The organism is Flavobacterium soyae (genome assembly GCF_021245985.1).
Taxonomy (GTDB): Bacteria; Bacteroidota; Bacteroidia; order Flavobacteriales; family Flavobacteriaceae; genus Flavobacterium; species Flavobacterium soyae.
In genome coordinates, this window is the sequence record NZ_JAJQXA010000011.1 from 48,640 (window position 1) to 75,515 (window position 26,876).

The following is a 26,876-nucleotide window of genomic DNA, read 5'->3' on the forward strand; positions in this document are numbered from 1 at the left end:
AAACTTATTTTGCAATGGATACTTTAGTCCCGTTGGTTAGGTTCACCAGCCCGCCCGATACAACCTGCATGCCTTTGTCGAGTCCTGCAGTAACCTCTATACGGGTTTCATTTCCTCCGCCTGTCTGAATATTACGGATTTTTGCCGCCCCGTTCTCGATCACATATACCTGCGGTTTTATAGATGATCCGATTAAGGCTGATCTTGGAATTGTAAGGGCCTGGTCCGAGACTGTGCTCTGCAGTGAAACAGTGCCGTACATACCCGATCTTAATAAAGACTTGGCATTAGGGACAAGGATTCGTATCATGAAATTATGCGAAGCATCTGCTTTTGATGCAATCAGGTCAACCTTTCCCTGAAAAGAGATTCCGGGATGCACATCGGTACTGATTGAAATACTCTGCCCTGATCTGAATTGGGAAACGCTCTTCTCAGGAACATTAATTTCAAGTTTTACAGAGCTGATATCTATTAAAGCAGCCATTTCCATACTTGGCGACACTATAGCCCCCAGGTCAAAATTACGGGTAGTGATAATACCGCTGAAGGGCGCCCTTATGGTATGCTGGTTCAACTGCTTTTTCATTTGGTCGATCTCGGCCTTAGAGGTCAAAACATCTGTTTTGGCATTGTCTATCTGTAGCTGTGTAACCCCTGATACGGCCTGCTGATAACGTCTCAGGACATTGGAAGCTTTATCATAACTGGCTTGTGCAGACTGCAGCTGGGCACGGATAAGATCATTGTCCAGCTGGGCGATGACCTGCCCGGCCTGTATATGGGATCCTTCTTCTACATTTACTTTAACCACTTTTCCTGATATCTCCGAGCCGACAATCACTTCCCTGTTTGGACTGAATGACCCCGTAAAAGAGGTTGTAAGGTCAAAACGGCCGGATTTTACTGTATCGGCCTGAACAATTACAGCCGTATTCACATCGGGGTGGTATACTTTTGAAACTACTTCTTTTTTATTATTAATAAGCTTGAAAACCACTGCGGCAAGCATGCCCCCTGCAATCACTACTGTAATAATTAATTTGGTTGATCTGTTCATTTTTATATTTATTTTAATGCTTCTAGTTTAAAATTTATATGCCTGTCCCTATCAAGGCAGGAGTTTTCCTTTTGCTTTTTTAAGGTCCAGTTCAGCCTGCTTAATGTTGATAAGCGCCGTTACGTAATTGTTTTGTGCTGTCTGCTGGTCACTGGTGGTATTAATCACATCACTTACTTTTACAAGCCCGCTTTGATACTGTACATTGATATCATTCATTACTTTCTGTGCCAGGGCTAGATTTCTTTTTTGGTTTTGATACGTAATGAGGTTACTGTTTAAATCTGCCAGTGCATTAGCCGCATCCTTCTCATTCTGCTGCAGGGTCTGCTTAGTCTGTACCTCTAATTTGCTGATTTCTATCTCTTTTTGTTTCGCCTGGTACTTTATGCTGAAGCCGTCAAAAACAGGTACTTTTAATTTCACGCCCAAAGTAGAGCTTGGATAGAATTTGTCGTTTATATTCTTAAAAGGGCTGAAATCATTATAATAGCCGTTTACACCATAATTGGCAAAAAACGAAAGTGTAGGCAGGTAGCCTGCTTTAATATTTTTATACTCCAGTTCGGAAACTTTTTTGTTCTGCACCAGCTGCAGGTAATTGGTTTTCTGCGCCGCATCAAAGTCATTCAATGATGCTGAAATCAATTCTTCATCCTTAAATGGATAAACTCTCACCACTTGGTCCAGCGGCATATTCATTAAAACTTTCAGCAGGTTATAGTACTTTTCCTTGCTGTTTTGAAGTCCGGCAAGGTCTGCTTTGGTATTATCACGGGTTACAGTAAGCCGGTCCACATCTGTCTCTGTGGCAAGCCCTGCTGCGAGCTGATCCATACTGCTTTTTAATAGCGCTTCCGTGTTCTGCAGGCTGAGCCCTGTTAATTCTTCCTGTTTTAAAAGCGACTGGATACTGTAATAAGTAGCCGCCACATTATACACCAGATCTTCCTGGCTGCTTTTAATCTGAAGCTGATTGCCCGCCACAAGAAGTTTTGCCGCCTTTAAGGCTATCACTGCAGAAGCATTAAAAAGGGTTTGGGAAAGCTCTGCAGTAGCCGATGTATTCTGGGCTACACCCAGCTGGGCAGCGGAGTAAGTCCCGGCCTGCCCCCCAAATGTTTCTCCCGGCAGCACCGAAGTCTGCACCTTAGGGGAATATTGATAACTTCCGTTGAGATTAATACTGGGAAGCAGTGCACTGTACGCCTGCTTTATGGAGGCATTTGTTTTATCCAGGTCCAGGGCATCTGCTTTTAATTGAAGACTCTCTCTGAGTGCTGTGGCTGTACACTGCTCAAGGGTATAAGTCTCCTGAGCCTGCAGGCTTCCGCTTATCACTATCGTAGATAAGATAGTCCAGTAGAAGATGTAAATCTTGTGTTTCATACTATTTTAATCTTTATTTATTGGGTTTATTAGGTTCGACTTTTTTGTTCGACTTTTTTGTCGAATTATGTATAAAAATTTTTTGCCTCTTCTTACAGGTCAAATGTAATATTCGACTTTTTTGTTCGACTTTTTTGTCGAATACAGAGCAAAAAAATATTACGGCAGAAATGCCGTTTCAACAAACTTAAGCAGGTATTCCCTGCGTTCATTCATCAGATTAATATAAGCTTCATCAGTGAGCTTCATAAAGGTTTTTATCGCTCCCATACCGGCAAATGGGAACATACACATTGACATTAACGAAATAAATATCTGCTCCGGATTTCCTTTAAGCTCTCCATTAGCGCAGGCTTTTTGAATGGCGCTCATCAAATAACTTGGAAGGTCCTTATCATCACTGTCTCTTGCCATGAGCATAAGTTCAGGATTTTCATTAAATTCATTAAGCATAAATAAATCTATTTCGGGTGTGTGTATCGCACTTTCAATATATCCCCCTACAAACTGTTTCATAATGTCAATAACCGGCCTGTCCAGATCGCCGTAATTGGTAACTCTGGAGCCAATCGCTGAGAAAAAATCTTTTAAAACCTCAGCAAAAAGGTTCTCCTTACTGTGGAAGTAGTAATGCAGGGCTGTACGCCCGATTTTAGCCTCATCTGCAATTTCCTTTAACCTTGTCCCGGCAAAACCTCTCTTTACAAATATCTTTTTTGCCGCAATTTTAATCAGCGTCTTGGTATCTGAAGCAGATTCATCATATAACATAGTGTTCGACTTTTTTGTTCGACACAAATGTCGAATATTAATTTTATTCTGCAAACTTATATCTCAAATTTATGAAAATTTTAAATCTATATCGATTTCAAAAAGTTTTTTAATTTGAACCAAAACAATTAACACACTAATAAACAGGTAATTAAAAATTAAATTCCGCAGATAAATACAAAACAATACTTTATGGTTAATCTTCTCTTAAACAAAAGCAATATTTAAGAGAAAAGTATAATTTTGTCACATTTGATAATCAAATCTATGAAAAAGAAACTCTGGCTCAATGCTTTCCTTATATCTCCGATAATTGCTTTATATGCGGCAAGCCCGGCATATTTTGTAGATAATCTCAGTTTAAGCTTCTCCCTTCTTTTTTTTGCTATTATTACCGTTGCCACCCTTATACTGTGGGCAGCCCATATCTATTTAGCATTAAACCTTCCTCATCTGCATCTGGTATGGAAATTCTTAATTGCCCATACTGTCATTTTTTTAACAAGATTGATTTCCCAGGCTATGCTGCCTTTTGAGGATCTTTCCCGATACTCTATAGAAAATCAGCATCTCGCCTACAGTATTTTCATCTCGCTGCTCCCTAATGCCGTTATTATGATCTTATGCCTGACTATAGTGGCTGATTTTAAAAGAAACGCTGCCGAAAAAGAAGTTCAGGAACTAAGACTTCAAAACAGTGAGGCGCAGAAACTGGTTTTAACACAGCAGCTCCAGCCCCATTTTTTGTTCAATGCCCTTGGGGTTTTAAAGTCGCTCATCTCTACAAATGAGAAAAAAGCAGTTGAATATACCATACGGCTGTCCCATTTTCTGCAGTATTCTATTCATTCCCAAAAAGAAGATGTAGTAATTCTGGAAAAAGAGCTTGAATTTGTGAGGGATTATATTGCCCTGCAGGAAGTACGCTTTGAGGATGCCTTCTCCTGCAGCATTGATATACCGCCGGCAGTTTTCCATCACAAAATTCCCATATTTGCTTTACAGACACTCGTTGAGAACATTTTCAAGCACAATCATTTTACAAAGAAAAGGCCTCTGCATTTTTCAATTACATATCTCCAGGGTAATTTAATGGTAAGCAATATTAAAATCCCGGCAAAACATGTCGAACAAAACCATACCGGACTCTCAAACCTCAATAACCGGTACCTTCTTATAACCGATAAAGGAATAATAATAAATCAGACTGAGGATAATTTCACAGTCATAATTCCAACCATACCATAGATGAAAATTATAATAATTGAAGATGAGAAACCCCTGGCAGAAGATCTCTCAAGAACAATCTTATCTATTATGCCAGAAGCCGTTATTAAAGCCGTAATACCATCGGTGGAAGAAGGTATTGAATACCTGTCCAAATCGCCCGATATTGACCTGATCTTTTCCGATATCAAACTCGGAGACGGATTAAGTTTTGATATATTCAAAGAAGTCGACAATAAGGTTCCCGTTATATTCTGTACGGCATTTAATCAATACACACTTGAAGCTTTTGATTCGATGGGTATCGATTATATTATAAAACCGTTCTCTAATGAGGCCGTTGCAAAAGCTCTGCAGAAATTTAAATTATTACAGCCTAAAGCATCCCTTGACTTTGCTAAAATAATCAGCACCTTCAAAACACAGTCAATGCCTTCTGTTATTGTTTATCAGGGAGAAAGAATCATTCCGATATCAGGAAATAACATTGCCTTGTTCTACATTCAGGACAATGTCGTTATTGCCTATACTTTTGATAAAAAAACCTGGGTTCTGGGGCCAAAGCTGGATATCCTGGAGCAGAAATTTTTTCCTTTTTTCTATAGGGCCAACCGCCAGTTTCTGATTAACCGCAAAGCTGTCAATTCAGCTTCACAGTATTTTCACCGCAAAATAATACTGACTTTAAACATTGATTTTCCCGAAAAAATACTCGTAGGAAAAGAAAAAGTTACAGACTTTCTGGAGTGGCTTTCCCAAAATTGATGCATTTTACTTTTTTTGTCCACTTTATATGCCTTTCTGTCCACTTCATTTAAAATATCCATAAAACTTAGTAATGCTTTTTCATTTTTGCTGTAAAACACAGTAATAAATGAAAACATTTTTAATAAGGCATTTTGCATTAGCTGCAATGCTTTTCTCTTCCGCTGTGGCAATGGCCCAGAAATACACCATAAGCGGAACCATAAAAGATAAAAATAACGGTGAGCTCATGATAGGGGCTGCTGTACAGATAGCGGAAAATCCTGCTGCTGGAGCGATAACCAATGAATATGGTTTCTATTCCCTCTCAATGCCGGAGGGCGAGTATACCATACTCTGCAGTTACGCAGGGTTCGACCAGCAGCAGAAGTCCGTTATCCTGAATAAAAATATACGTTTAGACTGGCTTTTGGACACCCCGGCAACAAATACACTGGATGAAGTGGTAGTGAGTTCTGTTAAAAAAGACAAGAATCTTTCCGAGGCCCAGATGGGTATTGAAACCCTAAACATTAAAAAAATAGAAAAACTGCCGGTGCTCTTCGGAGAAAAGGATGTAATGAAAACCATTCAGCTGCTTCCCGGCATTAAAAGCAATGGCGAAGGCAGCAGCGGTTTCAGCGTCAGGGGCGGTGCCGCTGACCAGAATTTAATTTTACTTGATGAGGCCCCCGTTTATAATGCTTCCCACCTTTTGGGATTCTTCAGCACTTTCAATAGTGATGCCTTAAAAGATGCCAGCATCATAAAAGGAAACAGCCCCTCACAATATGGGGGGCGGCTTTCCTCGGTTATGGACGTGAAGATGAAAGATGGGAACAATCAGGACTACAATGTAACGGGCGGCATCGGACTTATCAGCAGCAGACTGAGCGTAGAAGGCCCTATCCAAAAAGACAAGTCCTCTTTTATAATATCAGGCAGAAGGACTTATGCTGATTTATTTCTTAGGGGCAGCGAAGATTTCAAAGACAGCAAACTCTACTTCTATGACCTTAATATCAAAGCCAACTACCAGATCAACAACAATAACCGTATCTATCTCTCGGGTTATTTCGGACGTGATGTACTGGGACTGGGAAGTACATTTGGCACCGATTGGGGAAATACTACTGCGACACTTAGATGGAACAGTATTCTCAGCAGCCAGCTCTTTTCAAATACTTCACTCATATACAGCAATTACGACTATAAATTAAATTTTGAAAGTGCAGGCAGTAATCTGGGGCTTAATTCTCAAATTAAAGATTATAACCTCAAACAGGATTTTTCATGGTTTGCCAGCAGTAAACATTCCGTTAGATTTGGGCTTCAGTCCATATATCACGGCATAACACCCAGCAAGTCTTCAGGTACCAGTGTGGACAGCTACCCTAAAAAAACCAGGTACTCATGGGAGAATGCCTTATATATTAATGACGATTTCAAAGCCTCGGAGCAGCTGACTGTCAATTACGGATTAAGGCTTTCTGCCTTTACAGTTATCGGCGGGGATACCTATAATATTTATCAAAATGGCGAGCTTACCGACAGCAGGGTACTTGAGAAAGGCACTCTGGGCAAAACATACCTTAATCTTGAACCGCGTCTGACAGCCAATTATCGTATTAATGAACTCAGCAGTGTAAAGGCCGGATATTCCCGAAATACACAAAACCTGCATTTATTAAGCAACAGCAGCTCGGGCAGTCCTTCGGATCAGTGGATAGGAAGCAGTTATACAGTAAAACCTGAAATTGCCGATCAGTTCAGTGTGGGGTACAGCAGAAACTTTTCCGATAACAACTACGAGATAAATACTGAGGTGTATTATAAGGATATGCAGAATCAGATTGATTATAAAAATGGAGCAGAAATCACTTTTGATGCAGGAAAAGATGTAGAAAGCGAACTGCTTTTTGGTAAAGGAAGGGCTTACGGTGTCGAACTTATTGCAAAAAAGAAAAGCGGAAAATTAACCGGATGGGTATCCTATACTTTATCAAAAACAGAGCGAAAGATAGACGGTATTAATAGTGATAAATGGTATAATACACGTCTGGATAAAACCCATGACCTGTCTGTAGTAGCCACTTATACCCTTAATCCTAAATGGTCTTTGTCCGGACTCTTTGTTTACAGCACCGGAAATGCCGTGACCTTTCCTACCGGAAAATACGAACTTAACGGACAGACGGTTTTTCAATACAGCAGCCGTAATGCAGACAGGATGCCGGATTATCACAGAATGGACCTGAGCGCTACCTACGAACCAAATAAAAAAAAGCGATTCCACGGCTCCTGGACTTTTGGCCTCTACAATGTTTACGGTCGTGAGAATGCATACACCATAACTTTTGAAGACAATCCTGATAAGCCCGGCACGACCCGTGCCATGCAGACATCACTCTTTAGATGGGTGCCTAACGTAACTTATAACTTCAAATTTTAAAAATGAAAAATATACTTTTTATACTATTCTGCGCCCTGCTTTTCAGCAGCTGTGAAAAAGAAATAGATTTGCAGCTGGATGACAAAAGCGGCACCATTGTCATTGAAGGAAATATCACAGACCAGCAGGGATCTTACTATGTCCGTATCACCAGATCGGTGGCTTTTACCGAAGATAACCAATACCCGGCTATTACTGATGCTGTAGTAACCATTAGTGACAATACCGGACAGAGTGAAACTCTGCAATATGAAGGAGACGGGCGCTACAAGACAAGCAGTCTGGTTTCAAGCCCAGGTAATACCTATACGCTCAATGTCCTTATTGACGGGGTAAATTACACTGCACAAAGCACAATGCCCTCCCCTGTTACCCTTGACGGCCTGATTCAGGACTCCATTACCATAGCAGGTGAAACCACTTATAATATTCTGCCTGTTTATACCGATCCCTCTTTTCTGGGCAACCGTTATCTGTTCATTTTGACCATTGACGGCAAAACAGATAAAACCCTTCAGGTGTTTTCCGACAATATCAACAACGGTATGGTAAATCAAAGAACTATAATGCCGTCCCTGGACGACGATGACGAAATTGTACCAGGTGATATTATAAATGTAGAGATGCAGTGTATCGATCAAAATATATATACCTATTACAGTGCCCTGATCCAGATCTCCGGCGGCGGCGGCCCGGGGGGCAGTGTGACCCCCGCCAATCCGCCAAGTAATATAAACAACGGGGCATTAGGTTATTTTTCTGCCCATACCACTGCTTCCAAAAGCATGGTAATTCAATAAAAAAGCATGAGAGATAGTAGAATTTACAGCAATAGTTTAATGAAAAGGTGGAGCATCATGGCTTTCTTTAAATTTATAACTATCTCTTTTGCCTTATTTGGATTCACATGGATCTATAATCTGTGTTCTTATGAATATGCCGCCTATTATTACAATGAAGGTTTTTATCAAAATTCCCCAAACGATGCCTCTTATGGGAAACAAAAAATAATCAGGCTTCAGGATACAATACTGCAGCGTTATACAGGCATATTTGTACTTGACACAGACCCCTCACAGCGGATTGTTATTTCACTAAAAAACAACCGGCTCTTTATAGCAAATAACGATTGGAACAAAATAATTCTTCCCGGCAGCGAGACCTTATTTTTTGAGAATTCAGAAGTACAAAACAGCTACAACTTTGTACTAAATCCAAAAACTAAGTCATATGACCTGATTATCACTTGCGCCGGGATAAAATTCAAAATGAGAAAACTGCAGTAAAAAGAGGGTTTTTAAATTATAAGCATCGTCCCTCTCACAATTCAAAAAATAAATTCAAAAAATACCACAGCATCAAAAATGCCTGTCAAATAATACAATACCCGCCATGGATTATCCAAAGACAAAAATCAGCCTAATAATTCTGTTCTGTTTTATTATATTCAATGTGAAAGCACAGAACGACTCCATAACCAAGTTAGAAGCAGCCAACAAGTTAACGGCAACTGAAATATTTCTAAGCCAGCCAGCCTTCAGTACTTATAAAGACAATTATTTCTCCACCGGTACCACCTTAAGGGAACTGCCTTCTTCGGATAATTCCGATGCCAAATTTCAAATCAGCATTAAATACAGGCTGTCTAAAAACCCTGTATTTGACAACGTATACGGCTTTTTGACTTATACTCAAAAAGCATTCTGGGACATTTACAAAGAATCGTTTCCTTTCAGGGATATTAATTTTAATCCCGGTATCGGAATGATAAGGCCTTTTATGACTAAAAAAGGCAGACTGGGGTATTATTCCTTAATGGTAGAACACGAATCCAATGGTAAAGACAGTCTTTCTTCCAGAAGCTGGAATTTTGTATCGCTGAACTGGAGCGAGGAAATCAGCCGCAGAGTACTTCTGGAGACGAAAATTGTCCTTCCTTTCGGCTCTAAATCAGACAATCCCGATCTTTTAAAATACATTGGATACAGCGATCTGGGATTAACCTATATTTTCAAACCTCAGAGGCTCTATGCCAAAATCAACCTCAAGACCGGTGCATCCTGGTCATGGAAAGGCTCTATAGAAACCCAATTGATCATCAAGCCCAAGGAATCTTCCAACTTATATCTGATGCTGCAGGGATTTCATGGCTATGGGGAGAATCTTCTGCAGTATGATAAAAAAGTGAGTATGATCAGGGCAGGGATTATAATTAAACCCAATTTCATGAATTTCTTCTAAAAACAAACCCATCCTCAGCTAAATACTTCATTTTAAGGCCGTACAGCAGCTAAAAACGGGGTTCTGTCCACTTTAAACATTATTTGTCCAGTTCACATCCAATACAGTTTCATACCTGATCACAGATGAACATTTTTGCAGTATAAAATTTCAAATTATGAACGCAAAAAAAATTATTATCAGCCTTAGTGCTATAGCTCTTATGAGTTTTCAAACTGCTGCCTATGATCCAAATACCTTAATTGGAGACTGGAAAGGTGAAGGTGAACCGGGTATTTCTGTAGAATTTTATTTAGCCACTGACGGCGCATATTACGGAAAACTAAATGACAAAACCGATAAAAATTACGGAAAAATTGTCTTTAAGAAAATTATATACAACCCGAAAGAAAAGAACTTCACAGGGACCCTAATTCCGGCCGACAAAGACATTACCCTTAGTGTGACGGTGAGCTTTGAAAACAGCAGCAGGATAAAAGTGATCGCTAAAAAATTCATGATAACCAGAGTGGTTTATTTTTCAAAAACGAAGCAGTCATGAAAAAAATCATTTTAATTGTAATACTGCTTATAGTGTCCCATACCCGTGCGCAGGAAAAATTTACGGACCTGGAGGGCCTTTTAGTATATGCTTCCAAAAACAGTTTAACGCTGCAGAGCAATACTATTAAGCTCACAAAGGCAAAAAAGGCAAAACTTGCCGCTGTTATAAGTATATTGGATCCCACAGGCACTCAGACCTTAACCTTTAAAAATAACACCAAACTGGGAGTAACATTATTTCCCGATGAAAACAATCCGGGAAAATATAATGAAATTAAGCTTGGACAGCAGTATAATACATCAATTGATCAGACTTTAGACATCAAACTGATCAACTTTGAGGGCTGGGAAAGACTCAAACTGGCTAAAATTAATATTGACCTGACCAGCTCAAATTCAATGATAACATTAAAAGAGCTTCAGGAAAACATTGCCGCCAATTATTACAATATTGTTTCGCTGCAGGCGCAGAAAGTAAGTGCAGTACAGAATCAGGCTGTAGCAGATACACTCTATCAGATCGCCTCAAATAAATACCTTCAGGGACAGGTAAAACAGCAGGATGTAAATGATTCTAAGTCTGCTTTTCTAAATGCACAGGAAAACACAAATCAGATTCAATACCTTATTGAACAGAATTATTTAAGCCTGAAAATACTCTGCGACATTCCCGAAGAAAAAGAAATTACAATAGAGAACAAAAAAGAGGATTTTTCAGAACTTTTTGTACCTACAGTAGAAGAAAACAAACTCAATGTCGAGAATTCAATGCTGCAGGAAAAATATGCCCTGAGATCCCTGAAGCAGATAAAAAGATCCATACTGCCAAGTTTGTCATTTATAACTAATTCTTCTTCCCAGCAGTACAATGATACATTTAAACTCTTCGAAGGAACCTGGTATAAAAGCAGTTATATGGGACTAAAACTCTCTATGCCGTTTCCTGACTATACGATGACCTCTAAAAAGTATAATGCGAAATATGAATATGAACTGGCAAAAAATTCTTCTCAGCAGGCTGAAATCAAATCTGCTTTGGAAGTTAAAAAACTGGAAAACGAATACAGTAAAAATAAATCCCAGTTTCTGTCCAATAAAGAGGTTTTTGCCCTGAGAAAAGATACCTATGCAAAAAACAAGAATCTGTATGCCGAGGGGCTGCAGTCTCTGGAGAACACTTTAAACAGTTATAATTCAATGGTAAACGCAGAATACAGCCTTATCTCATCACGAATCAATGTTGACTTAACACTTGCAAAAATTGACATCAATAATAAAATCAGATAATATGAAAAAGTCTTTAATCATTATTGTTTTATCGCTGCTGGCAGCATCCTGCGGGAAAAAAACAGCCGAAACCAAACCTATTAGAAAAGATGTTACGCAGTCTGTGTTTGCATCGGGTATCCTTGAAGCAAAAGGCACCTATGATTTAACAGCCCAGTCAGATGGTTATCTGTTAAGCATAAATTTTGAACAGGGAGATTTAATTTATAAGGGGCAGATACTGGCAGAGCTTGACAACAGGGAAAGCGATTTCAATACGCAGAGTGCAAGTGATTTGTTCAGGATTTCGCAGTTCAATACGTCCTCAAATGCTCCGGCACTTATACAGGCCAAGAGCGCTATTACTCTTGCGAAACAAAAGTTAGAATTGGATTCCCTGCAGGAACGCCGCTACAAATCACTCTCAGAGAGAAACAGCATTGCCAAAGTAGATTATGAAAATGTACTCTATACCTACAATACTTCCGAAAGTAATTATCAGACGGCAGTCGAGAATTACAAAAAATTAAAACAGGAAGCCCAGCAGCAGCTCATTACAAACAAAGCTGCAAAGGAAATAAATAAAATTATTTTAAGTAAAAACGAAATTAAAGCTGTCGTTCCTGGAAGGGTGTACAAAAAATTAAAACAGCAGGGCGACTTTGTAAAAAAGGGGGATGTTATTGCTACTATTGGCAATGCTGATACCATTTATGCAAAAGTAAATATTGATGAAACCAATATTTCTAAAATAAAAATCGGACAGCATGCTGTTGTCCAGCTCAACATCAATAAAAGTAAAAACTACAGGGGTGTGGTTTCTGAGATTTACTCGTCCTTTGATGATGCCACACAGTCTTTTATCTGTAAAATTTATTTTGAAGATAATATCGGCTTTAATATTGTCAATACCCAGCTTCAGGCAAATATTATTATTGGGGTCCAGAAAAATGCCCTGCTGATCCCAAGAAACTACCTTGACTTTTCTAACTACGTCCAAATTAAGGGACAAAAAGAAAAAACGAAAGTAGTCACTAATTTCATCAGCAATGACTGGGTTCAGGTTCTCTCGGGCATTGACCAGAACACCACTTTAATAACCGAAAACCTTCCGGAGAACAATATCAAGACTTCAGAAGCAGGTTCTCAATTAAAATAAACGTGTTATGAAAAACATCAATTACGACATTGCCCTCACCCATATTCTTACCCGAAAAAAGCAGACTTTAGTAGCTGCTCTGGGAGTAACCATAGGGGTAGCTATTTATCTTTTCATGAATTCCCTGGGTTCGGGATTTAATAAATACGGGACAGCGGAAATATTCAAAAATAATGCGCATATTAAAATTTATAAAAAAGATGAAACAAGCAGCGTCCTGAGCAGCGATAAATCCACTTTAAATGTTATTGTAAATCCGCAGGTAACAACCTTATCCAAAACAATAATCAATCCCCAGTCCCTGCTCAATACTGTCAGGAAAGAACCCTATATCACAAATGCAATTGAAGTTGTGGATGTCTCTGTTTTTTACAACAAAGGCAAAACCCAGCTCAAAGGCACAAGTGACGGTGTCAATATGATTGAATATGCCCAGATGTACAATACCAGTGCCTATATGCTGGCCGGGGATGTAAAAAATTTAAAACAGAATTTAAACGGGATCATTATAGGCAAAGGCATAGCTGAAAAATTCAGTTTAAATATGGATGATAACATTACAGTCACCTCTTCCTATGGTGTGAGTAAAGTCCTTAAAGTTGTTGGGATTTTCAGCATGGGAAACAGTCTGACTGACGATTCAAAATCATTTATGAATATCAGCACTGCCCAGCAGTTTTTAAAAGAAGGATCTTCTTACGTCACCACTATTTATGCCAATACAGTCAATTCGGATAATTCAACCCAGTACGCTCAAAAATTACAGGCGCTGACCCCTTATACGGTCGAAGACTGGAAAACCAGCAATGCTGACATATTAAGCAGCGATGTGACCAGAAAAACACTAATGACTTCCATTTCCCTTTCCATTCTTCTTGTTGCGGCATTCGGGATATACAATATCCTGAGTGCTACAATAACCCAAAAAATAAATGACATTGCCATCTTAAAAGCTTTGGGATTTAAAGGAAAAGATGTTATTCGGATTTTTATAACAGAAGCCATTATAATGGGTATAATAGGCAACTTTTTAGGATTGTGTTTTGGAGGTGCTTTAATCTATGTCTTATCACATATTCAGCTCAGCGGAACAAATTCCACCTTCCCGATTTACTTTGAAGCAAAGCTTTTTGCCCAGAGTTTTCTGCTGGGATTAATTATCACAATCTGCGCCGGTTATTTCCCGGCAAAAAAAGCAGCCAATGTAGACCCGGTATCAATTTTTAGAAAATAAAGTGATGGATAACAAAGAACTGGTGCTCAGCACAAACAATTTAGGCAAATACTTTTATGAACCTTCCAAATTCAAAGTATTAAATGATATAAGCATTCAGGCCTATAAAGGCGAGTTTCTGACCTTAGTAGGGAAAAGCGGTTCAGGAAAGTCCACCCTTCTCTACTGCCTCAGCACAATGGATACTGATTACGACGGTGAGCTTCATATTCTGGGAAATAAAATTACAGGGAAAAAACCCGATGAACTCGCTGCAATCAGAAACAGGCATATCGGATTTGTCTTTCAGTTCCATTACCTGCTGCCCGAATTTACATGCCTGAAAAATATCATGATCCCGGCCCTGAAACTGGGAACGTACAGTTATAAGGAAATTGAAGAAAAAGCATATCAGAAACTGGAAGCTTTAGGATTGAAAGATCTGGCATTAAAACAGGCTTCTAAACTCAGCGGCGGCCAGCAGCAGAGAGTATCAATAGCCCGAGCACTGATAAACGACCCCGCAATAATAATGTGTGACGAACCGACGGGGAATCTGGACAGCAAGAATACGCAGATTGTATATGATATTTTCAAGCAGCTCTCCCATGAGACACACCAGACCATAATTGCAGTTACCCATGATAATGATTTTGCCAAAGCAAGCGACAGGACAATTGAACTCGAAGACGGACATATAACAAACCATCGAAAACTCTTATTTGATTAGATAACTTATAAAGAAATCGCGATATATACCTAAAGATGATAAATGCAAAAGTGAATTTAAAATACTGCTCTTTTAAGTAAAAATTATTTCCTGATTCATATATAAAACCCTCTTACACCACATAAATCTAAAATCCATATGCCTAATTTAATAACTGCGCTGCTCTCTGAAAAGAAAGCCATGATGATACTGAGCCTGCTCTCAGCACAACTGATTTTTTCACAAAAAATATACGAATACAATTCCCCTGGAGCAAACTGCTACAGTCAGTACTTATTTAAAGAAAATACACCGCTTCCAAAAGGGGTGCTGGTTATAGATGCAAAGGGGGCAGATTTAAAAGCGTATAATGAAAGCAACCCGTATTTAAACTCAGGCCTCTTCAAAGATTATAACTTTTTATATATCAACATCTTAAGTAAAGAAAACGAAATCCCTTTAAACTGCTATAACGTAATCATTTACACCGTAGCCTATATTCATGATGTTAATGAATCGGTTTTCTTTTTGGTCAGTGCCTCAGGCCTGACAAATCCGGATGCTCCTTTTTTCATTAAAAACAGCAGCTATCCCTTTAACATTATCAATAATAGCCAAAGCAGTTTAGAAAAATTAAAAACCGAACTCGATGCCGCACTGATCAGCAAAGCTTACAAAAACCCTAAGGTTTATACCAGTGAAGAGATTCAGGCAAAAAAAATGTTAAACTATAAACGAAATTTTGATGCCTCATTCTTTTATTCCCCTTTAGTTTTTTTTGGGCCAAAACTAAATAGTACCAGTGATGTTGTGGGGACTTACGGCCTTAGTTTTAGAAAATCTCTCTCATCACAAACTGCAGTGCTCCTTAATTTTAATATGGGATCTAAAAAACCGGACAAGAGTGCTATTATGCAGCAGGTTCAATCCAATCAAAAAGGAAACATCTATTCCTTTGTTTTGTTTGGAGGGGAACTGATGTTCCGATATTATGACAATCCTGATAAACCTTTACGATTGTTTACCTCCCTTGGCTTTGGGATGTATTCCATGACCAATATCCGTATAAAAATAAAATCAACGGGGGTATCGGCAAAAACAAACGAAAACAGCTATTACACGCCTGTTTTGGATGCAGGACTCGAATACCGCCTTTCTCCTGTTGTAAAAGTCAACGGTTCTGTACCCCTGCGTTATTTCATTAATAAATCAGACAACAGCGTTAACACATTTGCTATGGGAATAAATTTAGGGATTTCAGCAACAATCAACCCAAGTGCCTTAGGCAGCTCAGGTAAAAAAAAGAATTGAAATTTTAAACATTAGGTTCTGCCGCATCTTCGGGAAATTAATACGGCTAAATAGTTATCCGGTTATTATTAGGATAGCGCCCCTTAGAAGTCTATTAAATAATTGCTAAAACTTAAACAAAAAATTATTTATAGCTGCGGCAGTATTCTAATATTGCTAATTCTTATTATTTTGCCTGATGGTAAAATATTAAAAATTAGCTGCATAAAAAAGCTAATTGAGTTTCTTAAAAAAAGACCAGCTGTGTTGATTTTGTTAAAACTTTGATGCTGACTCGGTCTGTATCTACTGTAATTCGCTTATTATCTGGTGCATACTTCATAGAATTAATCTACTTAAAAAAGCTTATTATTCTTATATAATAACATAAAACCTGGGCATTCGTCTATAACTTTCCGTATTGCGTCGATTTTAAAACGCTGTATTTTAGATGATTGCTTATTTTAACAGCGGATTAAAATAAAGCCTATAATTTTCTATATCAGCCCGTTTGACTTTTCTCTAATTAAAAGTTTTCTCAGTAAATAACTTTGACAGTCATATGAAAATGAAATTTAAAAGCAGCGTAAATTCAGCAAGAATATCTGTAATTCGGCCATGTAAACAAAACATCATCTACAGAAACACCACTTACATAGGCAGAGGTCCTGTCACAAATATCAGAAGGGTGCTAATCTGCAGGCCCAGCAAAAAACTTGGAGATCTTTTATTGATGACTCCGCTTCTGCAGGAAGTTACCGCAACATATCCTAGATGTAAAATTGACCTTTTTGTAAAAGGAAATCTGGCACCCGAAATATTTAGAAACTACAACAATATAGAACAAATTATCCAGCTTCCTAAAAAGCCTTTCACACAGCCTTTTCGATATCTAAAATCCTGGATGCTGATCAGGCAGAGAGATTATGATCTGGCTATTAATGTGGATAAGAAATCTTCCTTGGGAAGATTATCCGTTAAATTTGCACATTCTAGATTTAAGTTTTTTGGCAATTCATTAAGTGAATCTATAGCGCAGATATATTTTGATTTTAAGCATGCAGCCAAAGCTCCTGTTTATGATTTTCGTTTTGCCATAACTGAGGATAATATTTTCGATTTGACTGATCGAGTTCCGTATCTGGACCTAAAACTGGATCTTTCAGAATTATCTAACGGACGCAGAATTCTGAGCAAAATTGTACCGGAAGAAAAAAAGGTAATCAGTTTATTTACCTATGGAGATAAATGCCATTCCTCTGAATGGTGGGAAGAATTTTATGAAAAAATACGGCTTAATTTCTTCGATTATACTGTTATTGAAATCCTTCCCTTTGCAAATGTTTCAAAAATAGGATTTAAGGCTATGACATTTTACAGTCACGACATTCGGGAGATGGGATCAGTAATTGCCAATACATCTGTTTTTATAGGGGCTGACAGTGGAATAATGCACTTGGCGAGTGCTGCCAGAGTCCCCGTTATTGGCTTGTTCAATCTTACAGACCCTCTAAAATACGGACCTTATAACAGTAACAGCATGCCTATTGAAACATCTGATAACAATGTGGATGATATAATTGAGATATTAGAAACAATACTTCTTTATCGCCTGCAGAAAAAATAAGAGTTATTGTGTTTTTGGTCTCAAACGGCTTTATAAGCAGTACTTTTGATGGCTTATTTATTCTGGCTGTGAAAACAAAAACAGTCATCACAAGGATGACTGTCAAAATTATTCTGAAAATTTATCTGTTATTTTACAAAATTAAATTTTCCGTTATTATTTTTCCAAGATTCTTTCCCGGCAATCGTTTCAATAACATCCCAGTGTTCAGCTATTTTCCCATTCTCTACTCTAAATAAGTCATAGAAAGAAGTGTGCTGTCCTCCAAATGAACCTTCACTGACAGTCAGTACAAAATTACCTTCCCCTAAAACTTTGTGAATTTTATCATATTTCATGGTAATACCTTGTGCTGCTAAATACTGCAGCGCCTTGCCAAGGCCTGAAAGCTGGTCTGCAATCTGCGGATTGTGCTGAATGTAGTTATCTCCATCAAAATACCCGGCTAGTTTATCCATTTTTCCATTAACTAAAATATCATTTACAAAAGCTTCAACAAGGGCCTTATTAGCATTTGTACTTTCTGCATCTTTCACTTCTGCCGGACCGTCAGTCATTGTATGCCCGCTGGGATTAGGCTTAGCCGTTTCTTGAAGATTATCCCAATGCTCCACTATTTTACCACCTTCAAATCTGAAAATATCAAATCCGATTTTAGGCCCAAAAAAATTATAATCCGTATGGGCAAACACGAAATTTCCATCCTCAAATACACGAACGGTAGTCACCTTTGCAGAATTTGGCGGAAGTGCCTGTAATAATGCCCCAAAACCGGCCAGCCCGTCAGCAGCACCCAGATTGTGCTGAATATATTTATTTGGATTAATATATCCCGCCGGTTCGGCTGCACCAGTTTCAATGCTTTTTAAAAGTGCTGTTACTTTTTCCTTATTTGAAATTTCCATATTATTTGTTTTTTTAGTGTTCGTCCCTTTTTTCTTTTGTGCGTTCCCCCCTGTTACAGCAGCTGTCAGGATCAGCAGTGTAATAAATGTTTTTTTCATATTATAAAATTTGTTTTGATAAGGGCAAAGTTAGCGGGGCACTAGAGCTGAGAAAAGGTAGAAATAAGCTTTTAAGTGATACTTTTCGACAATGCTTAAATAAAAAGCATGTCTAAGGATACTGTATTATTGAGGTACAGCCGCCAGCTGAATTACGGGTTTTATTGAATCCTTTTTTTGATGTAAGTACGGCGTATCTTAGAAATAGTAAACAAATTGTTTTGCTTGCCAGCAGTTAGGAGTTAAATAGAAATTATAAAAATATGCCGCCTGTATCTGATGGCTGTAAAATCTCTAAAGGTTAATTTTACTGCGGGAATTAAAAGATTCACGAAATTCAACAGGTGTAACATCATGATGTTTCTTAAAGTATTTTATGAAATTGGTAGGTTCATCAAAACCAAGATCAAAACCTATTTCTTTTACACTATTTGAGGTATGGGCAAGTAATCGTTTCGCCTCCAGCATTACCCTGTCATCAATGAGCTGCTTAGGGGTTTTTCCCAAGACTTTAGATGTGGCTGTATTAAGTCTTCTTTCCGTAACGCTGAGATTTTCAGCATAACTGCTGACCGTTTTCAGTTTCTTATAATTTTGCTGCACCTGATCTTTAAATAATATCACATAATCCAGATCAGCTCCCCTTTTCTCTTCTTCAAGGTTTTGCTCTTTTCGTTCACGCTCCGATAGCAGCAATAATGTATGAAGCAGGTTTTTTATAATCTCTGACTGCAGAAGACTTCCAGGATTTAAGAGTTCTGCCTCAATAAGCTTTATGGTCTGTTCAAACATCGATTTTACATCTTTAAGGCTAATCCGTGACTCAGCAAATAAATCATTGAACAAAACATTGCTGCGAAGGTATTTTACATCGGCTTCGGTTCTTATAAAAAAATTTTCAGTGAATAAAATCACTTTGCCGTTGAAGTTCCCCTGGTCATCAAATTTATGAACAGTATCCTTATTAAGAAATATAACGGTATCAGGTTCTACCTGAACTGGATTAAAATCCACCAGATGCACAGGATTTCCGCTTTGGAACCATAAGATGTGGTAAAAACCGGTGCGGTGCGGTTTTGTAAGTGTTTCCGAGAACTCCCTGTAAAGCTGGTCCATCTCAATAATTTCAAACTCCTGCGGGAGCCCCGGCTTAAAAGCATAGTTTAAAATTTTAGATTTCATCGGATTATTTTTTACAGACTTCAATAAGCTCTGGACAAATTTAAATAAGGAGGTAATTCTGTTATAAATATAATAGAAAAAGCCTTTAAACAAATGTTGTCAAAGGCTTTTTATTCATTTGACAAAACGATTATTTTTTCAAAAATGTTTAAATACTGTCGATTTTACAGCCGCAGATTTCAGCAGTTAAAATCTGCGGCATAAAATCTTACTTATAATTTGTTATACACAATATCGAAATAAGAACTCTTGTAATATGTTTTTGCACTCCCGCTGGTATATGACTGAAATTGAGGTGTTATCATATTCATAGAGCCTCCATCTCCATTCCACGCCCAGCCTAAAACCGTCCAGCCTTTATTTTTAGCATAGTCCACAATACCTGACCAATCTGCACCAGAACCGCCGCTGTTCCCGAATTCCCCAATCATGCATTGTCTGCCCGACGAAGCAAGGTCATCAATATCAGAAGTATTCATATATCTACCTTTTGCCTGATTATATGCCCCTGGATAAATATGGGCAGAGAGAATAATTTTGGTGTCATTTATTTTCGTTTGTCCCGTCGAACATCCTTTTACGGCGCAGGCTGCTGTAGCTGTTTCCTGCCCCCAGCCCGGGATATCAATAATAATAGTTCCGCTGTACACTTTACGAACTTCTGTAATTGCTGTATTATAGGCCGATGCATAAGCAGATGGGGTAATATTGTGGCTTCCCCACTCGTTTGTCAGGTTAATTATAAAATTTCCTCCCAGATAGCTGTAATAATTTTTCCACCAGGTAGCCGCTGCATTCAATTCAGATGTACTATCGGACCCCAGCACACTGGATTTGTGATAAGAAACAATTACAGTAAAACCGTTTGATTTTGCCTCAGATATCCATCTTTTTGCATTGGTTTCCTGGCCTGGCTCTACTTCAATACGAACAGTTTTTATTTTAGTATTCTGCTTCATTAAATTCCAGCCCAAATCGCAATTTCCGCTATTATAATAAGAAGGCTGTAAATTTACTCCATTTCCAATATCTCCAAAGGTAGACCCCGTTTTCGAAGTTAAACCTGAATTTAATACTGATGGTGCTTCCGTAGTTTCTGTTTTCGCAGCTGCAGCTGTCTGATCTGTTTCAGATTCTTCGCAGCCTGTCAATAATGAAATACTTAAAGCTAAAAATAAAACATTTACTGTTTTAATACTCTGTTTAATAAAATGTGGTTTTTTCATAAGATAGTTGTTAAGTTAATGAAGAGTTTAAGGCCTTAAAAAAACTTCGATACAAATATTTAGTTTTAAGTAAGATAAAACACATCTTATTTTATCAAATAACAATACAAATAACTCATTTTAAACCTATTAAAATAAATTTACCACAATATAAGTGTTAAAAACATTAATTTATAACAATATTTTCTTAAGCGCATCATAGATTATTTAAAAAATGAATCCCGCTGCTGACTACAAATACAGATGTTTATAAAAGTAGGATTAAGAAAGAAGATGACTCGACAAATTGAAGACATTTTTATCATATTGTTATTTTACCAAAATTTTGTATTTTGTAAAATAACCTTCTAAAATATTAGTTTACAGTTTTAAGAATCTAAGAGACTATGCAATTCATGATCACTGAGAATGAAGAAATTTGAAATAAAAAAGATATCTGAAGATAACTGGATGGTTTACCATAATGAAGTGCCAAAATTTACCTGCCTTTTTGAAAATAAAAAATTCAATTACAGCAGAACAATAAACGGACTTTCAGACCCGACAGGTGATCCTAAAGAAATTCAGCTGCTCCAGAAAATGGAAAAATGGCTTAGTCAGTACCATAAAGACAAAATAAATGACTAAAACATAATTATTTATATTAAATAATTATGGGCCTATATCTTAATTAAGATATTTTATCCCCAGATCATTTTAAAAAGATAATCATGTTTTGACATTCTCCCATGCATGGGGATTGATTTTAAAAAATTTTACTTCTCCGACCTCATATACAATACAGCACCCTAAAATAACCCAGCTTTTAACACAATCCTTATAGCCCTCAGAATCAGTTATAATCAGAGTTTTTTGTGAATGTGCTCGGACAATACGTCCAAAATCGGTACCACCATTATAATCCATTTTAATTAGCTCTTTAACAGAATTTAAATCAGGATTTAACCACTCCTTCTGAATAGAGGAATCCACTGCAATCAATCTTTGAATCTGTCCTGATCTGACTAAATCATTTAAAATGGTTTGCAAGAAAGTTTTGTATTCTATTGTATTTAGTGAACCCGAAACATCCACATATATCAAATCTATGGGACAATCATAAAATATAACAAGCTCTGGTGTTTTCAAATAATCTTTAGCATCTGCGGTATGCTCATCGATTTTAGGCATTATTATTGAAAGTTGTTTCACAAAATTATCAACTTCCACTCCTGAAGGTTTTATTTGTCCAAGAAAAATACTTCTTTCAGGGTAATCTAGAGAAATGTTTTTGCTAACAGGACCGTAGTTTACCAAAAAGATAAATGCTTTAGGCAGTCCAGCAGCATAGTCATTCAAAGCCTCTCTAAAATTTTTATTACTAGACCTTCTATACTGTTTTACTTCAATAGCAGTCAAATGTTCTTGGGGTACAGAAAGATCTCCACTGTAAAAAATTCTGTAATCAGGCTGTATCCCACTGACTCTTTTTTTGCTACTTGGATTTTTTAATGGACTTCTTACCTCAGACCACAGTTCAAGTAATCCTCGTGCGGTTTTAATTGTCGCAATATGTGTTTCTTTAAAAAGAAGAGCGAGTTTACCTTCCTCATGATGAAGATCCACCTCATAATCTGTAAAAACTCTATCAATAACTGTCAAAATCCACACTGCGTAAAGCTCATAGCGATACTTCCATATTGGAAGACTCAGTAAGTCAAGAAGTTTTTCTGTTAATTGCTTTCTTTTTACTGTCTTTCTGTTTTGATTAAGACTAGACAAAAACTCATCAAGCTTTTCTGAAAACTTATCAAAAGCTGCATTATGTTCTGCAATATGTAAATTTTTAATTTCTTGTATCTTACCAAACAATTGTTCAAGAAAAATTTTAGGCCAGTAATCTAACTCAGCATAATACAGTAGCCATTTATCAGCTAACAAATTATCGTCTCTATTTATAGAACTTTTGGGAGAACTTCGCACTGCATTCCTAAAATCTTTTACAGTAGTCCCATACATACGACAAGACCCCACAAAAGACCTCCATATATCCATTAGAGCATTTAAATTATTATCCAACCTAACATGTCCGGTTATCGGTGCAGGTACATTTGGCAAGCTAAAAATTCCTTTCTCATTATCAATAAAATATGCTTCAATCCATAACCGAGCTTCATTGCTTGATACATTTTTACTATCTGAATTTAATATCTCATAAAGAACAGACAGTTTATTGATTGTAATCTCATAATAAAATATGTTCTGTTCCACTGTCTCTATTTGCTTTAAGCTCTCACGGAAATTTTCGAGATTAAACTTAAAACTCTCATTATCAGAAATATCGAAATTAAACTTAATCTGAATATTATTTTTTGCATATTTTAACTGGTACTTTTCAAAGAAAATACATATTTCGCTCATCATCTGGCTGTACGGATGCAATGCTTTAAGAAGTACTTGCAGAAAAGTTTCTATAGTTACACCGCCTGCAGCTAAATTTTGTTCAATGCTCTCAAACTTATTTGGTATCCCCAGTAAAGCATAAAGATTTAGCTCGGGGTCTTCAGCATTGAAAATTTCTTTGTCATAATAATTACTATCAATCCCGCCCATATCTACTAAAAATTTCCAAAGCTTAGCAGCATCATTAATTGTAGAATTCTCATTCTTTGAATGCGTATGTCTATGTTTCATTAGTAGTAGGATTTAAGTATATTACATAAATACAAACTAAATATCTCATTTGTATTATTTCGAAATCGAAATAATTTTAGAATTAATTATGCAACATTTGCAAATTAATTAATTCACTATCTTATCTCTTATAATTGTCAAAGTGATATAAAATCTAAATTTCAACTTTCAAAAACTATGCTCTTATCAATTTAAAATTGCATAATCTTATAATATTTTATCTCTCTAATTTAATTAAGTACTCCAAATATTCAACTTATTTTAAACTTCTTAGAACCCATTTAATGTTGAAATATTAAGTCATCCACCATGATCATCGGATGGTCTTTAAATTTTTGCCAATCCTTAAGGCAAGTATTATATAGATCTTTAATTTCTTCTTTTATATTAGATTCTAGTTCATCAAATCCGCTGTCTTTAGTGTAAATTAGCTTTTCTAAATAAACAATCAAGTTATGGCACATTGTAAATTGACCTGAAGCTATTAGTTTATCCAGCATTTTTTCTGTCTTATTCTCCTCGGTAAACCAAAGCGTAGTGCCAAAATTTGCAGCTGATTCCGCAATGGATTTTATATTTTTTCCAATCAAATCATTATAGTTCCCAGATACACTTAGTAAATGAGGCCTGGTTGAAGCTTTAATTTTTTCTCGTGTTAACCTATTGTTATAATCAAATTCAGTTAACTCCCTTACCAAATTTGATATTCTTCGGTACTTATATTGATCGTTTTCATATAACTTGTCATAATTCAATCTTCTTGTTACTTTTAAAAAGACATCCATTAGTAAAATAGTCAAAGATTTAATTCTATTAATCAAAAGTGGCTCAAGCATTTGTATAGAAAGTTCCTCTATCTTAAAACCTTTTAGTTTCTCAGCATAAAATTTAAATGGACCGCTTATTAGTTTACTGAGATAACTTCTGTATTCATTTTTTAAGAAAGATACTATTGTCACTTTTAAAAAAAGTAATAACGTAAATACTATAAAAAGAGTTATAGAAACCCCTGTCCATATTGTATTTGGGAAATTATAAAGAACTGGATAGATACCACATAATAAAATTACTATCGAAAGGATATATGTAATACAATTATTAACACTATTAATTCTATGCTTAATTTTTTTTAATGTTAGTAGCTTCCAATTTTTAGGGTTTACATCAAGGATTGAAGCCTCAAATGGCTTCATATAAGGAGAGGCTACATCTGAAATAATAACTAAATCAAAATATATCCCTTTTCCTTTTTTATAGTTAAGAATGCTTTCAATACCTTGATTATCGTAAATACCTCCATCCATTAATCCTATATCTCTTGCATTATCGCTTTGAAGTATTTTTTGATCCGAAACAGAATAATTAAAATCTTTTGGCCATAAAAGTGGTTCAAATCCTCCTGGGAAACAAGAGGATGAAGCCATGACATCAGATAATTTAATAGCAGTATGAAGGTTCTTAGGAATTCTGATATAATAGTTCCCTGAGTAGTCTTGATTTTTATTTATATGTTTACTTGTTCCTATCTTAAATCTGAAGTTGACTCCGTTGTTAAATTCTGTACTATTGAAAACCATTTGTTTAAGATGGATCTCTTTTTTTTCTAGATCTCCTATAGTTTTTCCATTTGTAAATTCTTTATCATATTGTAGAGCAAAAGCATTAATCAGGTTCTTTGATTTATAAGGGTTTGGCCAGTTATATTCTGCGTTCAACATTGAAAAACCCGTTTTTAATAAATCTAATTTTGAAAGTTTATCCCTAAGTTCAGTATAAATTACTTCAAAATCTTTATTCTCATTAATACCAATTGCATAAAAAACACCAAAAATAGTCCCTCCAGAAACGGTGGACAACATCTCAATGTTCTTAAGTAGTGGTATACCAGCATAACAAATTCTATTTAAATAAGAAACAGAACCCAAGTGAAACGCTGCTGCCCTATACCCTCCTCCAGAGCAACTTAGTGCTATTTTCTTAAAAGGTCTATTGGGAAGTTTTGGGTTTTCCATCTTAACACACTATTTATCAAATATATAAAATCAATAGTTTATAGTTACACGCAATTATACCTGTTTTTTCTAGAGTATCAATATTCCCTTTTTCAAATTTTAGGATATTAATTCATTGAAACTAAAATTATCACTTTCAAATTTAAATTACTATAAAATCAAGTATGCTGAGCCTATTTCATTATTAAGCATACTTTTAAACTAGATATAGTAAAAAATCCGCAGTTCAAACTCTTAACAACTTTTATAATAACAAATAAAATTCTTGCAAATTAATTATCAACTTCAAGCGATACTTTTTCCAAATAAAACGTAAAGAATAAGATAGTATATAAAACTTCAATAAATGTTTTACTCTATAAATATATTTTTTAAATTTGCTTCAACCATTGGGTTAATGTGTTCTTAAAAATACAGTACAAAAATTGACATGACCTTAGCTTGTAATTCAAAATTTATATACGTTTTTTTGTTTTTACTAAGTATTATTTTGTTAAATTTTGTACCTCTATTGTACCCCACCCTTTGTAATCCCTTACAAATACTGAGTTGCTAATTTCTGTATCGGCAAGTAGGCTTCACAAAACATCACAAAACAAAGAATCCCCGTTAAAACATTATAAAACAAAATTTTAACTGGGATTTATGTTTCTGTTCATATAATTTTATTTACAGTTATTGAGGGCTTTAGGGAACCAGAAGAAAACTGACAGGCTCTTGACCTTAGCATTTCTGAGGAAGTGCTTGAATTCTTAGCTGAAAAAAAGAATGGACAAAGAAAAAATCTTTCACAATTTAAAAAAATGGGATTTTGACCGCTTGATACCTATCTGGGTAAAAGATGCAGCTATTGAAAAACATATCACCTTTCACTGTTTTCGACATACTTATTCAACATTTTAAGTTTAGTTCAGTTTTTTTTAGAATCTCAGCTTCGATTTTCGCCAGTTGAGTCACTTTTTCAAAAACACACGCTGGCTCTTTAGCCATAGAATATATTCTACTCCCCTTTGTAGCGGCTAAAAACTGCAACGATACATAAAAGCCTCTCAAATGACACATTTAGACCCTATGTTCTTTTACATTAA

The 26,876-nt window shown here is 36.5% G+C and carries 22 protein-coding genes; 14 read left to right on the forward strand and 8 right to left on the reverse strand.

Annotated features, from left to right (window positions below; all coding sequences use genetic code 11):
* Window positions 1-4: 4 nt before the first annotated feature.
* The 3 genes from LUU93_RS14720 to LUU93_RS14730 form a co-directional block, all read right to left on the reverse strand.
* The gene (locus LUU93_RS14720; RefSeq protein WP_232681909.1) at window positions 5-1,060 is read right to left on the reverse strand and encodes an efflux RND transporter periplasmic adaptor subunit; all 1,056 of its coding nucleotides are present in this window, start codon (window positions 1,058-1,060) and stop codon (window positions 5-7) included.
* A gap of 51 nt (window positions 1,061-1,111) precedes the next feature.
* Complete coding sequence (locus LUU93_RS14725) at window positions 1,112-2,449, reverse strand: TolC family protein (RefSeq protein WP_232681910.1); 1,338 nt, start codon at window positions 2,447-2,449, stop codon at window positions 1,112-1,114.
* Between the two features lie 159 nt (window positions 2,450-2,608).
* Window positions 2,609-3,220, reverse strand: a complete 612-nt coding sequence (locus tag LUU93_RS14730) for a TetR/AcrR family transcriptional regulator (RefSeq protein WP_232681911.1) — start codon at window positions 3,218-3,220, stop codon at window positions 2,609-2,611.
* Window positions 3,221-3,487: 267 nt separating this feature from the next.
* Between LUU93_RS14730 and LUU93_RS14735 the strand changes: the two genes are divergently transcribed.
* The 13 genes from LUU93_RS14735 to LUU93_RS14795 all read left to right on the forward strand — a co-directional run bounded on the left by LUU93_RS14735 (window position 3,488) and on the right by LUU93_RS14795 (window position 17,691).
* Window positions 3,488-4,468 (forward strand): sensor histidine kinase, encoded by a 981-nt coding sequence (locus tag LUU93_RS14735; RefSeq protein ID WP_232681912.1) that lies wholly within the window; start codon window positions 3,488-3,490, stop codon window positions 4,466-4,468.
* The gene (locus LUU93_RS14740; RefSeq protein WP_232681913.1) at window positions 4,469-5,212 is read left to right on the forward strand and encodes a LytR/AlgR family response regulator transcription factor; all 744 of its coding nucleotides are present in this window, start codon (window positions 4,469-4,471) and stop codon (window positions 5,210-5,212) included.
* Window positions 5,213-5,321: 109 nt separating this feature from the next.
* Entirely contained in the window at window positions 5,322-7,643 is a 2,322-nt protein-coding gene (locus LUU93_RS14745; protein ID WP_232681915.1) for a TonB-dependent receptor, read from the forward strand.
* A gap of 2 nt (window positions 7,644-7,645) precedes the next feature.
* On the forward strand, window positions 7,646-8,443 hold the full coding sequence (locus LUU93_RS14750) for a DUF4249 domain-containing protein (protein WP_232681916.1): 798 nt from the start codon (window positions 7,646-7,648) through the stop codon (window positions 8,441-8,443).
* Between the two features lie 6 nt (window positions 8,444-8,449).
* A complete protein-coding gene (locus tag LUU93_RS14755) occupies window positions 8,450-8,929 on the forward strand; it encodes a hypothetical protein (protein WP_232681917.1) in 480 nt (159 codons plus the stop codon).
* Between the two features lie 106 nt (window positions 8,930-9,035).
* A complete protein-coding gene (locus LUU93_RS14760) occupies window positions 9,036-9,884 on the forward strand; it encodes a phospholipase A (protein WP_232681918.1) in 849 nt (282 codons plus the stop codon).
* A gap of 157 nt (window positions 9,885-10,041) precedes the next feature.
* Window positions 10,042-10,425 (forward strand): hypothetical protein, encoded by a 384-nt coding sequence (locus tag LUU93_RS14765; protein WP_232681919.1) that lies wholly within the window; start codon window positions 10,042-10,044, stop codon window positions 10,423-10,425.
* The gene (locus tag LUU93_RS14770) at window positions 10,422-11,714 is read left to right on the forward strand and encodes a TolC family protein (protein ID WP_232681920.1); all 1,293 of its coding nucleotides are present in this window, start codon (window positions 10,422-10,424) and stop codon (window positions 11,712-11,714) included. Before LUU93_RS14765 ends, LUU93_RS14770 begins: the two co-directional genes overlap by 4 nt.
* A gap of 1 nt (window position 11,715) precedes the next feature.
* A complete protein-coding gene (locus LUU93_RS14775) occupies window positions 11,716-12,852 on the forward strand; it encodes an efflux RND transporter periplasmic adaptor subunit (RefSeq protein WP_232681921.1) in 1,137 nt (378 codons plus the stop codon).
* Window positions 12,853-12,859: 7 nt separating this feature from the next.
* Window positions 12,860-14,086, forward strand: a complete 1,227-nt coding sequence (locus LUU93_RS14780) for an ABC transporter permease (protein ID WP_232681922.1) — start codon at window positions 12,860-12,862, stop codon at window positions 14,084-14,086.
* A gap of 4 nt (window positions 14,087-14,090) precedes the next feature.
* Complete coding sequence (locus LUU93_RS14785) at window positions 14,091-14,795, forward strand: ABC transporter ATP-binding protein (protein WP_163407143.1); 705 nt, start codon at window positions 14,091-14,093, stop codon at window positions 14,793-14,795.
* Between the two features lie 138 nt (window positions 14,796-14,933).
* Window positions 14,934-16,085, forward strand: a complete 1,152-nt coding sequence (locus LUU93_RS14790; RefSeq protein ID WP_232681923.1) for a hypothetical protein — start codon at window positions 14,934-14,936, stop codon at window positions 16,083-16,085.
* A 547-nt stretch (window positions 16,086-16,632) separates the two neighbouring features.
* Window positions 16,633-17,691, forward strand: a complete 1,059-nt coding sequence (locus LUU93_RS14795; RefSeq protein ID WP_232681924.1) for a glycosyltransferase family 9 protein — start codon at window positions 16,633-16,635, stop codon at window positions 17,689-17,691.
* A 128-nt stretch (window positions 17,692-17,819) separates the two neighbouring features.
* Here LUU93_RS14795 and LUU93_RS14800 read toward each other — a convergent pair whose 3' ends face one another.
* The 3 genes from LUU93_RS14800 to LUU93_RS14810 form a co-directional block, all read right to left on the reverse strand.
* Window positions 17,820-18,695 carry a nuclear transport factor 2 family protein gene (locus LUU93_RS14800; RefSeq protein ID WP_232681925.1) on the reverse strand — a complete coding sequence of 292 codons (876 nt, stop codon included), beginning with the start codon at window positions 18,693-18,695 and terminating at the stop codon, window positions 17,820-17,822.
* Window positions 18,696-18,989: 294 nt separating this feature from the next.
* The gene (locus LUU93_RS14805) at window positions 18,990-19,877 is read right to left on the reverse strand and encodes an AraC family transcriptional regulator (protein WP_232681926.1); all 888 of its coding nucleotides are present in this window, start codon (window positions 19,875-19,877) and stop codon (window positions 18,990-18,992) included.
* 212 nt (window positions 19,878-20,089) lie between these two features.
* A complete protein-coding gene (locus LUU93_RS14810) occupies window positions 20,090-21,103 on the reverse strand; it encodes a glycoside hydrolase family protein (RefSeq protein WP_232681927.1) in 1,014 nt (337 codons plus the stop codon).
* 408 nt (window positions 21,104-21,511) lie between these two features.
* On the opposite strand from LUU93_RS14810, the gene LUU93_RS14815 reads away from it, so the two are divergent.
* Window positions 21,512-21,730 (forward strand): hypothetical protein, encoded by a 219-nt coding sequence (locus LUU93_RS14815; protein ID WP_232681928.1) that lies wholly within the window; start codon window positions 21,512-21,514, stop codon window positions 21,728-21,730.
* An 81-nt stretch (window positions 21,731-21,811) separates the two neighbouring features.
* Here the strand turns inward: LUU93_RS14815 and LUU93_RS14820 are convergent, their stop codons facing one another.
* The gene (locus tag LUU93_RS14820) at window positions 21,812-23,776 is read right to left on the reverse strand and encodes a DUF8600 domain-containing protein (RefSeq protein ID WP_232681929.1); all 1,965 of its coding nucleotides are present in this window, start codon (window positions 23,774-23,776) and stop codon (window positions 21,812-21,814) included.
* A gap of 281 nt (window positions 23,777-24,057) precedes the next feature.
* Window positions 24,058-25,788, reverse strand: a complete 1,731-nt coding sequence (locus LUU93_RS14825; protein ID WP_232681931.1) for a patatin-like phospholipase family protein — start codon at window positions 25,786-25,788, stop codon at window positions 24,058-24,060.
* Between the last annotated feature and the right edge of the window lie 1,088 nt (window positions 25,789-26,876).